We start from the raw sequence: 13,638 nt of genomic DNA, 5'->3' as shown, positions 1-13,638 counted from the left end.
CCTGACACACAGTCCGTCGCAGCTTCCTGAGCAAATCCTCCAACAACCATAGCGCCACATGGCTTTTCTGGGCACAAAAAAACCCGCCGAGGCGGGTTTTTTCAGAAGCGTGTCACATCAGGCGAGTTCAGCGAAGCACTCTTCGATGATGGCCAGGCCTTTGTCCAGCAGCGCGTCTTCGGCGGTCAGCGGAACCAGGATACGCAGGACGTTGCCGTAGGTGCCGCAAGACAGCAGGATCAGACCCTTGTCGCGCGCCTTGGCCACAACCTGGCCAACAGCAGCAGCGTTCGGGGTGTGAGTGCCCTTCTCGAAGACTTCGACGGCAATCATCGAACCCAGACCACGGACGTCGCCGATGATCGGGTGCTTCTTCTGGATTTCGCGCAGGCCAGTGGTCAGGCGCTCACCCACAGCCTTGCTGCGGTCCAGCAGTTTTTCTTCTTCGAACACTTCGATCACGGCCAGGGCCGCCGCGCAAGCGATCGGCGAGCCGGCGTAGGTGCCGCCCAGGCCGCCTGGAGCAATGGCGTCCATATACTCGGCCTTGCCGCACACACCGGCCAGCGGGAAGCCGCCAGCGATGGATTTGGCGAAGGTGGTCAGGTCAGGCGCAACGCCCATCTGTTCCATGGCGAAGAAGGTGCCGGTACGGCCAGCGCCAGTCTGTACTTCGTCGGCGATCAGCAGGATGCCGTGCTGGTCGCACAGGGCGCGCAGACGCTTCATCAGCTCTTTCGGCGCTGGCAGGAAGCCGCCTTCGCCTTGTACTGGCTCGAGGATGATCGCGGCGATGTCCTTCGGCTCGGCGTCGTTCTTGAAGATACGCTCGACCGAAGCGATGGCTTCGTCAACGCTCACACCGTGCAGTTCGTTCGGGAACAGCGCGCGGAACACGCCGCCTGGCATCAGGCCCATGCCAGCGGAGTAAGGCACGACCTTGCCGGTCAGGCCCAGGGTCATCATGGTACGGCCGTGGTAAGCGCCGGTGAAGGCAATCACGCCAGCACGGCCAGTAGCGGCACGGGCGATCTTGACGGCGTTCTCAACGGCTTCGGAGCCGGTGGTGACCAGCAGGGTCTTCTTGTCGAAGTCGCCTGGTACCAGCTTGTTGATCTTCTCGCACAGCTCTACGTAAGGCTCGTAGGCCAGCACCTGGAAGCAGGTGTGGCTGACCTTGGTCAGCTGCTCTTGCACGGCTGCAACCACTTTCGGGTGCAGGTGGCCGGTGTTCAGTACTGCGATGCCGCCGGCGAAGTCGATCAGTTCGCGGCCTTCAACGTCGATCACGGTCGAGTTCTTCGCGGTGTCGACGAAGATCGGGTGGATCTGGCCAACGCCACGTGGGACGGCAGCTACACGACGTTGCATCAAGGATTCGTTGGTCTTGCTCATAATGCCCTCATTGCGCCGACAGTAATGGCGCTTTTATTCGGGGGTGGCTGGGAGTGCTCGCGAACAGTATTCGTTGATCGACTGCCGCAAACGCCCTGGCCACCAGGTACTGCAATGTAAAAAAGGCCAGCGAGACGTCGCTCTCGCGCCCCGCTGGCAGAGGTAAAGCCTTTACCGTGCTATCAGACGCTGATGCACAGGTATTTGATTTCGAGGTAGTCCTCGATACCGTACTTGGAACCTTCGCGGCCCAGGCCCGAAGCCTTGATGCCACCGAACGGTGCCACTTCGTTGGAAATCAGGCCGGTGTTGATACCCACCATGCCGTATTCCAGCGCTTCGGCAACACGGAACACACGGCTCATGTCGCGGGCGTAGAAGTACGAGGCCAGGCCGAACTCGGTGTCGTTGGACATGGCGATGACTTCGGCTTCGTCTTTGAAGCGGAACAGCGGTGCCAGTGGGCCGAAAGTCTCTTCCTTGGCCACGGCAGCAGTCTTCGGTACGTCGACCAGAATGGTCGGCTCGAAGAAGTTGCCTTCGATCAGCTTGCCACCGGACAGCACTTTGGCGCCCTTGGAAACGGCGTCTTCAATGTGCTCCTGAACCTTGGCGACAGCCTTGCCGTCGATCAGCGGGCCAGTGGTGGTGCCATCTTCCAGGCCGTTACCGATCTTCAGCTTGGCAACTGCAGCAGCCAGCTTCTCGGCGAACGCATCGTAGACGCCGTCCTGCACGTAGATACGGTTGGCGCAGACGCAGGTCTGGCCGTTGTTGCGGTACTTGGAGATGATCGCGCCCTCGACCGCCTTGTCCAGGTCGGCGTCGTCGAACACGATGAACGGGGCGTTGCCACCCAGCTCCAGGGAGACCTTCTTGATGTCCTTGGCGCATTCTTCCATCAGCTGACGACCGATTTCGGTCGAGCCGGTGAAGGACAGCTTGCGTACCAGGGAGTTGCCAGTCAGTTCGCCGCCAACTTCGCCGGCGCTGCCGGTAACCACGCTCAGCACGCCAGCCGGGATACCGGCACGGTGGGCCAGCTCAACCAGGGCCAGGGCGGAGTACGGGGTCTGCGAAGCAGGCTTGAGCACCATGGTGCAGCCAGCGGCCAGGGCCGGGCCGGCTTTACGGGTGATCATGGCGGCCGGGAAGTTCCACGGGGTGATGGCCGCAGTAACGCCGATTGGCTGCTTGATGACGATCAGGCGCTTGTCTGGCTGGTGGCCAGGGATGGTGTCACCGTAGACGCGCTTGGCTTCTTCGGCGAACCACTCGATGAACGAGGCAGCGTAGGCGATTTCGCCCTTGGCTTCGGCCAGCGGCTTGCCTTGCTCGGTGGTCATCAGGCGAGCCAGGTCGTCCTGGTTCTCGATCATCAGTTCGAACCAGCGACGCAGCTTGGTCGAACGCTCCTTGGCGGTCAGGGCACGCCAGGCCGGCAGGGCCTTGTCGGCGGCTTCGATGGCGCGGCGGGTTTCCGCGGTGCCCATCTTCGGCACGGTACCGATGACTTCACCTGTGGCCGGGTTGGTCACCTTGATGGTCTGGCCATTGTCCGCATCCAGCCACTCACCATTGATATAGGCTTGCTGGCGGAACAACTGAGCGTCTTTGAGCTGCATGTCGGCTTCCCGAATTGTTGATTGTTGAAAAGCGCCCAAGGCAGGGCATCGAGCGTTTGAAATCTCAAACGAATGCTAAGCGGCTGCTGGGGTGTTGGACAATAGGCTGTTCGAAAAAAAGAACGAATGGTTGAACAGGCCGTCTGGAAATGTCGCTACAGGGTAGACGATCGAGCGGGGGGAAATGTGAAAGGTTGGCGCTTGCCATGGCAGCTTTTGCGCCTGTGAGATCGAGCGCCGCCCGCGCGGCGCTTCGCGGGGCAAGCCCGCTCCCACATCTGTTTCGGGCCAATCACTCCTGTGAGGTCACCTCTGGCCGCCCTGTTTACTCCCTTCGACATCGGCTTTGCCGCTGCTCTTCATCAATCTCCAGCCATGCACCCAGGGTGCGAGTGCGCAGGTGGCAGGAGTGACTGGCCCGAAACAGATGTGGGAGCGGGCTTGCCCCGCGAAGCGCCGCGCGGGCGGCGCTCGATCTCACAGGCGAAGAAAATTCTATGACAAGCACCCAGCAGCCGTGATGCTTTGTCATCTCAATCAAAAAGCCTTGGCCAGGTCGATCACCAGCGCCCGATAACCTACCGAACCCGGCTGCCGGCTATGCACCTTCAGCTCCACCAGCACCTCCTGGGTGCCGCGCCGCACCTCGTTGAGCACGGTGGTGGTCAGCTTCTGCGGGGTGAGGAAATTCACCGAAGCCGAATAGATGAACTGGGTGTCGGTCTCCGGCCGGTAGGCCACCACTGAAGTCACCGGGCTGTACCACTCGTCGCCACGCTCCTTGCCGTATTCCCACACCTGCTCGACGGTGCCCTTGGCCTCGTCGATGCGGTATTCCACGGCCCGGCTGTAGTTGCCGGTCAGCTTGGTGGGCGCAAAATCGCGGCCCCAGCCATTGTCGAACACGGTCAACGTGCCTTTGCCGGTCAGCCATGCGGTGTGTTGGGTCCATGACCAGTCGAAAGCTTCGCTTTCAACCGGTTTCAGTACCTTGTCACGCAGATGCTGCGGCCAACCCTGGGGCGAGGCGAGAATCCACTTGACCTGCTTGTCACGGCCAATCTTCACCACGCCCTGGTGCCGTGCTGAAACGATGATGCTGTCGTCATCGGCATCGTAATCAATGGCATTGACGTGCGCCCAGTTACGCCCGGTCCCTACCCCGGGGGTGTCACCGAAAGGCAAAGCCCCCTCGGCCAGTTCGTTGGCCAGCCGCTCGTCCTGTTTCTGCACGCCAGGCGGCAACTGGATGGCCGCCTTGCCCAACGTTTCCAGCAGGTCGCCGCGGTACGGGTCAAGGATCTGGTTGAGGTCCCAGAAGTCCAGCACATCCCCGGCTTCGCTGACCTCGATGATATGGTCGCGGATCGAGCGCACACGCTTGCCATCGGGGCGGCGGTAATCGCTGGTGCCAACCCGCAGCAAGTAGGTGCCATTGCTGGTTTCGCGGATCTCGTGGGAGAAGTCGGCAAACTTGTCCGGCAAGCTGCGCTGCCAGATGCGCCGGCCCAGCAGGTCGTACTTGGAATAGGTCTGCCCCTGACCCCAGATCAGCTTGCCGTCACGGGTCTGCTGGAAGCCCATGGTACCGCCCAGGCTGTCGCGGCGGCTGGAGTCGTGGATCTGCTCGATATCCAGGTACCAGCGCACATCGCCATTACTGTCGGCGATCCAGTTGTTGCCCACCTGGTCCCATTCCGCGGCGCCGCCCAGCGCATTCCACTTGAAGGCGCGCCCACCCGGAATGTCTCCCTGCAGGTGGTTGAACAGGTACAGACGCTTTTCAAAACCCGCCGCGACCTTGATCGGCTCGACCTCCGGCAGCGCAGCGGTCTGTTTCGCCACCACCGGCAGGCGCACGGCCGGGGCGTAGATCTGGTATTGCTCGCGAATGCGCTCGCCGTCCAGCTTGTAGGTCACTTCTACCTGGTTGACGTGATCCGGGTACAAACCGAATACCGGGATGCCGCCGTAAGTCCATAGTGAACGGTCGGAAACGTCGTAAACGATGTCCACGCCGCGTTCGCCGCGCCCCAGCACGCGCACGTGCGCGTCACTCAGGCTGCGCCCACCGTCGCGAATGATCGCGGTCAGCGGCGCCAGGCGGTATGGGTTGACCACCACGTCGCCGAGCAGCGCCTCATCGCGCTCAGGGACTTTGGCGGTCAGGCAGGCGCCTTCAGGCAGTGCAGGGGTTTGTGTCTTGGCATTCATGGCAAAGCTCCTTGTGCTCAGAAGTCGTAACGGGCGGTGGCGCCGAAGGTGCGCGGGGTGCCGAGCACGCCGGCATAACCACCGTTGGCGGAGTTCCACAGGCTGGTGAAGTAGGTCTTGTCGCCGGCGTTTTTCACCCACAGCGACAGGTCGACCACGCCGTCGCCCTGGTCCAGGCGTACACCGGCGGAAAGGTTGACCAGCGCGTAGCTGGGGATCTGGCCGAAATCGGAATCGTCAATAGTGCCCACTGCCTTGGAACGGAAGGCGTAGCTGGCAGTGACGTAGGGCTCGACATGCTCGCTGGCTTGCCACTTGTACTGGGTGTTGAGGTTGGCGATGTACTTGGAAGCACCCACCACCTGGTGGCCGGACAGGTCGCAGGTGGCGCTGGCATTGGCCAGGCTCACCTCGGGCGGGCACGGCGCGTCCTTGTATTCGGTGTAGCGCACGTCGTTCCACGAGCCGTTGAAGTTGACCGTAAGGCCGCGAATCGGCAGTGCGGTAGCCTCGAACTCCAGACCACGCGAACGCACCCTGCCGGCGTTGGCCAGGTACTGCACACGGTTGATCTGGTCGTAGACGTTGGCCTGGTAGCCATGCACTTCGGCCCAGAACAGGTTGGTATTCAGTTGCAGGCGGCCATCGAGCAACGTGCTTTTCAAACCCAGCTCGGCGTTGTTGACCCGCTCGGTGCCGACCAGCAGCGAATCGGTGCCCAGGCGTGGTGCGGCGCCGACGGTAAGGTTGATGCCGCCGGACTTCTCGCCATGGGTCAGGGTCGCGTAACCCAGCAACTGCTCGTTGAAGCGGTAGCTCAGGCCCAGCAGGCCGGAGGGGCTGAAGCTGTACTGGTTGAGGTCGCCGGAATCATAGGCGCCCACCCGGCCCTGGCGTGCAGCAGCGGCAGCACCGGTCACGTCCGTACCGCCGGTCGGCGCATCGCGCGTTACCCAGGCGCTTTTCTCTTCATAGGTACCGCGAATGCCGGCGGTGAAGTCCAGGCGGTCGGTGATGTGCCAGGTGCCCTGGGCGAACAGCGCATAGCTATCGGTGTCGATGTGCCCGTCGCCGATGGTGTTGACGTTGTTCAGCGCACCGGCCGGGGTGAGGTTCCAGATATCCGCTTGCGGTCCGTAATACGTGAAGGACTTGTTGTCCAGGTCCTGCTTGAAGTAGTACGCGCCTAGCACATAGTCGAAGGCGCCTCCGGTGGGCGACGCCAGGCGGATTTCCTGCGAATACTGCTTGTCGCGCACTGAGACACCGGCGCTGTAGAACACCGGCACGTTGAGGCCGTCGTCGTTACGTGGGGTGAAGTCCCACCAGCGGTAGGCGGTGATCGAGGTCAGGGTGAAGTCGTTGGGCAACGTCCAGTTGGCCTCCACCGAAGTGCCGCCCTGGAACACCGTCACCTGCTGATCGGCGTCGAAGTTGACCTTGCGGTCCTTGCCCGATACCAGCGTCGCGCCAGCCTGGGCGGCCAGGCTTTCGTAGCGGTTGACGCCATTGATGGTCGGCCCGGTGCTGTACAGGCTGAGGATGCCGTTGTTGGAGTCCTCCTCGTTGTACTCGCCGATCCAGCGCAGGTTGAAGGTTTCGCTGGGCTTGAACAGCAATTGGGTGCGAAAACCCTGGCGCTTGCCGCCGTTGAGGTCGTCACCGTTGTGGATGTTCTTCACATAGCCGTCGTCTTCGGTGCGGTAGGCACTGATGCGCCCGGCCAACGTGTCGCTGATCGGCCCCGAAAAGCTGCCTTGGGTCTGCAGGTAGCCATCTTCGCCCACCGACTGCTGGATGCTGCCCTCGCGGTGGAAGGTGGGCTTGCGCGTGGTGATGTTGAGTACGCCAGCGGTGGTGTTCTTGCCAAACAGGGTGCCCTGCGGGCCGCGCAGCACCTCCAGTTGCTCCACGTCCAGCAGGTCGAACACCGCCATGCCGGGGCGGCCGAGGTAAACGTTGTCCAGGTAGATGCCGACGCTGCCTTCCAGGCCATCGCTGGCGGGGTTGTTGCCCAGGCCGCGGATCGAGATGCTCGACTGCCGCGCATGCACATAGGCGACGTTGGTGCTGGGCACCAGCTGTTGCAGATCTTGCACACGGTAGATGCGCTGGGTTTCCAGGGTTTCGCTGTCGAGCACGCTGATCGGCGTGGGTACGCTCTGCGCGGTTTCTTCGCGGCGACGGGCGTTGACCGTGACGGTGCCGAGCTTGGCTTCCTGCTCCAGCGCCGGGGCAGTGGCGCTGACCGGCTCTTCGGCGTAGCTGCCAGAGGACGCCGCCAGCAGCACGCCAGCGGCCAAGGGTTGCAAGGTGAAACGCGACGCGCGCGCAGGCCAACGGGAAAGTCCGGACATGCAAATGCTCCTTGAGGCATGGGCCCTGGGCGAGCATTTCCGTTGGCGGAACCGAATCGCGGTCAGTCGGGCTTATATTCTTTTAAGAGATATAAATATTTATAAATCATATTTTGTGGAATAAGTGACTCCCTTTATAAGGGGACTCACCCTTGTCAGCAATTGCATTTGACCGAAGGTTTCAATGTAGAAAATGCATATCGATCTGCGTCAGCTGCGCCACTACATTGCCCTTGTCGAACACCGCAGTTTTGTTGCCGCGGCGGCGGCCGTGAACCTGTCGCAATCGGCCTTCAGCCGCAGCATCCAGACCTTGGAGCACAACGTCGGCTGCCGCCTGGTGGACCGCGCCAGCAAGGAGCTGGCGCCCACACGCCAGGGTTTATTGGTGCTGGAGCACTCGCGGCGTCTAGTGCATGGGGCCCACAAGCTGGTCAACGAGATTCACCAGTTCAACGGCGCCACCACCGGCGTGGTGCGCTTCGGCTCCGGCCCGGCGCCGGCTGGCGGATTGGTGCCACGGGCAGTGGCACGTTTCGTTGCCGAGTACCCGGCGGCGCGCACCTGCTTCCAGGTGGATAACTGGCAGGCGCTGAACCGCAAGCTGGTGGCCGAGGAGATCGAGTTCTTTGTCGCCGACACCCGCCAGTTCGAGTCCGACCCGGATTACCAGGTGCACAAGCTGACGCCACAGCGTTGGCATTTCTGCTGCCGTGCCGGGCACCCGCTGACCGAGCGGGCTGAAGTACGCGCGCGCGACGTGTTCGATTACCCGCTGGCGACCACTTTCCGGCCGCCGAACATCCGCAAGATCCTCAGCGACCTCAGCGGGCGCCAGGATTTTCTGCCGGCGGTGGAGTGCGAGCATGGTTATGCGTTGCTGAATGTGGTGATGCACTCGGACACCATCGGCATTGCCTGCAATGCCAATTTGCGGCCGTATCAGCGCGATGGGGGATTGGTAGCCTTACAGCTGGCAGACCTGACGGCGGAGCAGGAAGAGGCGTTCTATACCCGCTACGGGGTGGTGAGCCGGGTGGGGTATGGCTTGTCGCCGCTGGCTCAGGGGTTGGTCAGGCAGCTTATTGCCTGTGATACCGAGGTGTAACCGGCGGGGGCTTCGCCCCCGTTTCGCGACGCAAGGCCGCTCCTACAGGGGTACGCGATCTCCTGTAGGAGCGGCCTTGCGTCGCGAAAGGGCCGCAAAGCGGCCCCGGCAACATCAACCCTTGCGAGTAGTTCGGCTCAACTGCCCATCCACCCCGACCGGCACCTCTCCCGCCAAGGTCACCCGCCGCACCACGCGCGGCTGGGTGCCGTAATCGTCCACCGCATAATGCTGCGTGGCGCGGTTATCCCAGATCGCCACGTCCCCCGCCTGCCAGCGCCAGCGCACAGTGTTCTCCAGGCGCGTCACATGCCCTTGCAGCACCGCGAACAGATGCTGCGAATCGGCCAGCGAGTAGCCCTTGATGCGCTTCACGAAGTGCCCCAGCTGCAGCGCCCGCTCGCCACTGATCGGGTGAACGCGCACCACCGGGTGCTCGGTTTCGTACACCGTGGAGGTGAACACCTGGCGATAACGCTCCAGCTTGGCCGGGTCGACGTCGGGCTTGATGCTGGCGTAGTCGTACTCGTTGCTGTGCACCGCCCATAGCTTGTCGGCCAGTTCGCGCAGCGGCTCAGGCAGCTCCTGATACGCCGCCGCCGTGTTGGCCCACACGGTATCGCCACCGGAGGCAGGCGCTACCACACTGCGCAGGATCGAGGCCTTGGGGTAAGCATCGACGAAGGTCACGTCGGTGTGCCAGGAATTGGCCCGCTGGCCCTCGGCACCATCAAGTTGCAGCAGGTAGCTGGTGCCATCCACCACCGGTACGGTGGGGTGTGCTATCGGCTCACCGAGCAGCTTGGCGAAGGCTTCCTGGCTCTGGTCATCGAGGTGGGTCTGGCCACGGAAGAAGATCACCTTGTGCTTCACCAGCGCAGCCTGGATGGCGTCGAGGGTCGCCGCGTCCAGCTCGGCGGACAGTTGCACGCCACGGATTTCGGCGCCGATACGGCCGGCAACCGGGTGAATGTCGAGATCGAGGGCTTGTGGCGCGGTGGCCAGGGCGGCATTGCTCATGGTCGTGGTCCTTGCGGTAGTTGTCGGGTTGTTTGCGGGTTCAGCGGGCGGCCTGCACGGCCTGTTCGTGTTTCAGCGCGGCATCGAGGAAGCGCGGTTCGATCCAGTCGGCCACCTGGAAGCCACGGCGGATCAGGCGTTCCTTGGCGGCCAGGTCGACGCCCTGCTGCAACTGGCCGACGAAGTCGGCGTCCAGCCGGGGGTCGAAGTAGTGGGCAAGGTCTTCCTTGGCCAGGTCATCGCTGAGGATGCTGCGTGGCCAGTTGGCATTGCTGGCCACCAGGTCGACGTAGGCCTCGCGGTTGTGCTCGTCGCGCAGCCAGGTGCTGGCTTGCTCTTGGGCGTTGACCAGGCGCTGCACCAGTTCGGGGTATTTGCGAATGAAGTCGCCAGTGCCCAGCAGCACGGCCTGGGTGCTGCCAGCGCCCTTCAGGTCACGCGAATTGACCGGCAGCTCGACCAGCCCGCGCTCACGCAACGACAGCAGGTTGGACAAGCCCCAGGTGGCGTCGATCTGCTTGGCGGCCAGCGCGGCATTTGCCGCGTTGAAGTCGAGGTTGATCACTTTCAGCTCGCGCTCGCTCAAGCCCTGGCTGGCCAGGGCGCTGGCGAACGACAGCTGGTTGGCGGTACCACGGAATACCGCCACACGCTTGCCCTTGAGGTCGTGAAGGGTCTTGATGCCAGAGCCGGGTACCACACCCAGGTAGCTCTTCACCCCGCGTACGCCAGCCGACAGCACACGGGTATCGAGGCCATTGGCCTTGCCGACGATCGCCGCCAGGTCGCCGAGGTAGGCGAAGTCGGCCTGGCCGTTGGCCAACGCTTCGTTCACCACCGGCCCGGCCCCCTTGAAGAAATGCCAGTCGATGCGGATGCCGTCCTTGGCAAATTCTTTCTCCAGCAACTGCTGCTCACGCAGCACATCGACCACACCACCGGCACTGGGCTTGCTGCCAGCGCTAAGGTCCGGCACAGCGATGCGGATGCTTTCCGGCCTGGCGGTTCCTGCTGCATGGGCGCTGAGGGTAAAGGCCAGCCCAAGGGCAGTAATCAGGTGGCGCAACGGGGTTTTCATGGCAAGGCTCCTTGGCAAGCTGCCACCGGCGATGGCCGGCGCTTTGGTCAGAAGCTAGGCAGGTCTGGTTAGAACCTACAAAGATCAAAACTTCATTTTTTTGTAACTGGAAGGCATAAATCAGAGGACATGCGGGCCGGCGGCGAGGTTGCGGAAAACGCATGGAAAATATGAGGAAAACGCAACGGCCAAGGGCTTCCGTATGCAGAGTGCGCATGCTCTTATCTCTTGAAAGTCGCTTTTTGGATTTTTTAATTCCATAAGTGAATAAACCAACAACGTTTCGAGAGATGGCCCATGAATGGAGTGCTGAACAGAGGTCGGGGGTGGCTGCGGGGGCCGCTGGGCGGCCCATTCGCGGCGCAAGGCCGCTCCCACAGGGACCGTGCTGCCCTTGCGAAGCGGGTTCTGCCTTGGGTTTTGCCTGTGGCGATTGCGCTGCTTTGGGTGGTGGCCAGCCGGCAACACTGGATGAGCGAGCAGATTCTGCCGGCGCCAGCGTTGGTGTGGCAGAGCGCGGTGGAGTTTGGCTCCGGCGAGCTGTGGGGGCACCTGTGGATAAGCTTGCAGCGGTTGTTCTGGGGGCTGGCGGCGGGCATTTCCAGCGGCTTGCTGCTGGGGGTGTGGCTGGGCGCTTCGCGGCAGGCGCAGACGCTGGTGCTGCCAACCTTCGTGGCGCTGGCACAGATTCCAACCTTGGCCTGGATTCCGTTGTTCATGCTGTTCTTCGGCATCGGCGAGTTGCTGAAGCTGGTAGTACTGGTGAAAGCCGTAGTGGTCCCCGTCACCTTGCATACGCTGGTCGGGGTGCGTGATGCCCAGCCCAAATTGCGTGAAGCCGCTGCGGCACTGCGCTTACCGCGCCATCTGCTACTTTTGCGCCTGCTGCTTCCCGCTGCCCTGCCGGCTTTTCTGACTGGCGTGCGCCTGGCCTTGGCCACTGGCTGGACCTCGCTGCTGGCGGTCGAGCTGCTGGCTTCCAGCGAAGGCATCGGGTACCTGATGGTGTGGGGTCGGCAACTGTTCATGCTCGACCTGGTCCTGCTGTGCATCCTGGTGATCGGCCTGGTCGGCGCGGTGCTGGAACGCACCTTCTCTGCGGTTGAAAAACGCCTGCTGTACTGGCCGCAACCGGCCACCGGCGAACAGCAGCGTGGCCCGGTACCGCGGGGCTGGCAAAGCCTGCTGCTGCCGCTGGCGCTGTTGGCACTGTGGCAGGCCTGCAACAGCTTTGGCTGGGTCGACGGCAACATCCTGAGCTCGCCACTCGACGTGCTGCGCACCCTGCTGGTCGGCCTGGCCGATGGTTCGTTGCCGCAAGCCTTGCTACTGAGCCTGCAACGCACCCTGAGCGGCCTGCTCTTGGGCGGCGGCGCGGGCCTGCTGGCCGGTTTGCTGCTGGGGCTGTCCAGCAATGCCGAGCGCCTGTTCGGCCCAAGCCTGACAGCACTGCGCCAAGTAGCGCTGTTCGCCTGGGTGCCGCTGCTCACCGCCTGGTTCGGCCTGGGTGAAGGGGCCAAGCTGGTGTTCGTCGGCATGGCTGCGTTCTTCCCGCTGCTGATCGCCACCCAGCGCGGCATTGCCGGCCTGTCGCCACAACTGGGCGAAGCTGCCCGCACCCTGCGCCTGAACCTGTGGCAGCGCCTGCGCCTGCTCGTGCTGCCCGGCGCAGCCCCGGCGATTTTCGCCGGCCTGCGCCTGTCGCTGATCTACGCCTGGCTGGGCACCATCGGTGCCGAATACTTCATGCCCTCGGACGGCGGCATCGCCAGCCTGATGATCGGTGCGCAACAACTGTTCCGCATGGACCAGGTGATGGCCGCCATGCTGCTGATCGGCCTGGTCGGCGCCCTGCTCGGCACCCTTGGACAACGCCTCGAATCGCGCGCCACGCGCTGGAGAACCGCATGAACGCCTTCAACACTTCGCACCTGCACGCGGCCAACCAGCCCGACGCCACCCCGCCCCTGGTCAGTTTCGAGGGGGTTGGCAAAGTGTTCAGCGTCGATGGCCAACCGCTCGAGGCCATCCGCAACTTCAACCTGTCGATCAACCAAGGCGAGTTCATTGCCATCGTGGGTGCTTCCGGCTGTGGCAAGTCCACCTTGCTGCGCCTGCTGGTGGGGCTGGATACCGACTACAGCGGCAGCATCCGCGTCGACGGCCGTACGGTCAGCGGTATTGGTGGTGAGCGCGGCATCGTGTTCCAGGAGCACCGCCTGTTCCCCTGGCTGAACGTGGAGCAGAACATTGCCCTGGGCCTGGTCAATGAAGCGCTCACCCAAGGCGAGCGCGCCCGGCGGGTGCATGAGTTCGTGCAACTGGTGGGGCTGGTCGGCTTTGAATCGGCCTACCCGCACCAACTGTCCGGCGGCATGGCCCAGCGCGTGGCAATTGCCCGTGGCCTGGTCGCCAGCCCGCGCATCCTGTTGCTCGACGAGCCATTCGGCGCGCTGGATGCACTGACCCGCCAGCAATTGCAGGATGAACTGCTGGCCATACGCGAACGGGCCGGCATTACTACCTTGCTGGTGACCCACGACGCCGAAGAAGCCACCTACCTGGCCGACCGGGTGGTGGTGCTGGAGCCGCGCCCGGGGCGGATCAAGGCGGTGGTGGACATCGACCTGCCGCACCCGCGCTTGCGCACCGGCGTGGCCCTGCACGGCCTGCGCGAAAAGGTGCTGCATCAGATTACCGGCGATGGCGGCTACCTGCCACCCCCGGTGCGACGGGTCGAGGGGCTGCGGCCGGAGCTGATCGCATTGTGAACGTCGTAGTCTGTGGGAGCGGGCGTGCCCGCGAACGTTCCAGCGCGGTGGATGGCACCGGCTTTGCCGG

General features: G+C 63.2%; 9 protein-coding genes. 3 read left to right on the top strand and 6 right to left on the bottom strand.

Going from position 1 to position 13,638, the window contains the following annotated elements; translation table 11 throughout:
- Positions 1 to 117 precede the first annotated feature (117 nt).
- The 4 genes from gabT to ACI2KG_RS06820 form a co-directional block, all read right to left on the bottom strand.
- Positions 118 to 1,395, bottom strand: a complete 1,278-nt coding sequence (gene gabT / locus ACI2KG_RS06835; RefSeq protein WP_019473946.1) for a 4-aminobutyrate--2-oxoglutarate transaminase — start codon at positions 1,393 to 1,395, stop codon at positions 118 to 120.
- A 182-nt stretch (positions 1,396 to 1,577) separates the two neighbouring features.
- Positions 1,578 to 3,020 (bottom strand): NADP-dependent succinate-semialdehyde dehydrogenase, encoded by a 1,443-nt coding sequence (gene gabD / locus ACI2KG_RS06830; RefSeq protein WP_280341375.1) that lies wholly within the window; start codon positions 3,018 to 3,020, stop codon positions 1,578 to 1,580.
- 537 nt (positions 3,021 to 3,557) lie between these two features.
- Positions 3,558 to 5,234, bottom strand: a complete 1,677-nt coding sequence (locus tag ACI2KG_RS06825) for an aryl-sulfate sulfotransferase (protein ID WP_404661326.1) — start codon at positions 5,232 to 5,234, stop codon at positions 3,558 to 3,560.
- Between the two features lie 17 nt (positions 5,235 to 5,251).
- Positions 5,252 to 7,591 carry a TonB-dependent receptor gene (locus tag ACI2KG_RS06820; protein WP_400616597.1) on the bottom strand — a complete coding sequence of 780 codons (2,340 nt, stop codon included), beginning with the start codon at positions 7,589 to 7,591 and terminating at the stop codon, positions 5,252 to 5,254.
- 193 nt (positions 7,592 to 7,784) lie between these two features.
- On the opposite strand from ACI2KG_RS06820, the gene ACI2KG_RS06815 reads away from it, so the two are divergent.
- Positions 7,785 to 8,699 (top strand): LysR family transcriptional regulator, encoded by a 915-nt coding sequence (locus ACI2KG_RS06815; protein ID WP_400616595.1) that lies wholly within the window; start codon positions 7,785 to 7,787, stop codon positions 8,697 to 8,699.
- A 114-nt stretch (positions 8,700 to 8,813) separates the two neighbouring features.
- Here ACI2KG_RS06815 and ACI2KG_RS06810 read toward each other — a convergent pair whose 3' ends face one another.
- Both ACI2KG_RS06810 and ACI2KG_RS06805 read right to left on the bottom strand, forming a co-directional pair.
- Entirely contained in the window at positions 8,814 to 9,719 is a 906-nt protein-coding gene (locus ACI2KG_RS06810) for a TauD/TfdA dioxygenase family protein (RefSeq protein ID WP_404661325.1), read from the bottom strand.
- Between the two features lie 40 nt (positions 9,720 to 9,759).
- Complete coding sequence (locus ACI2KG_RS06805; RefSeq protein WP_404661324.1) at positions 9,760 to 10,797, bottom strand: ABC transporter substrate-binding protein; 1,038 nt, start codon at positions 10,795 to 10,797, stop codon at positions 9,760 to 9,762.
- Positions 10,798 to 11,094: 297 nt separating this feature from the next.
- Between ACI2KG_RS06805 and ACI2KG_RS06800 the strand changes: the two genes are divergently transcribed.
- The gene (locus ACI2KG_RS06800) at positions 11,095 to 12,708 is read left to right on the top strand and encodes an ABC transporter permease (RefSeq protein ID WP_404661323.1); all 1,614 of its coding nucleotides are present in this window, start codon (positions 11,095 to 11,097) and stop codon (positions 12,706 to 12,708) included.
- On the top strand, positions 12,705 to 13,568 hold the full coding sequence (locus ACI2KG_RS06795) for an ABC transporter ATP-binding protein (protein ID WP_404661322.1): 864 nt from the start codon (positions 12,705 to 12,707) through the stop codon (positions 13,566 to 13,568). The genes ACI2KG_RS06800 and ACI2KG_RS06795 overlap by 4 nt, the downstream gene beginning before the upstream one ends.
- The last annotated feature ends 70 nt before the right edge of the window (positions 13,569 to 13,638 follow it).

The organism is Pseudomonas sp. NPDC089407 (assembly GCF_044900445.1).
In the GTDB taxonomy this organism is placed as follows: Bacteria; Pseudomonadota; Gammaproteobacteria; order Pseudomonadales; family Pseudomonadaceae; genus Aquipseudomonas.
Note: the sequence above shows the minus strand (reverse complement) of the source record. Positions and strands in the feature narration are given on the sequence as shown.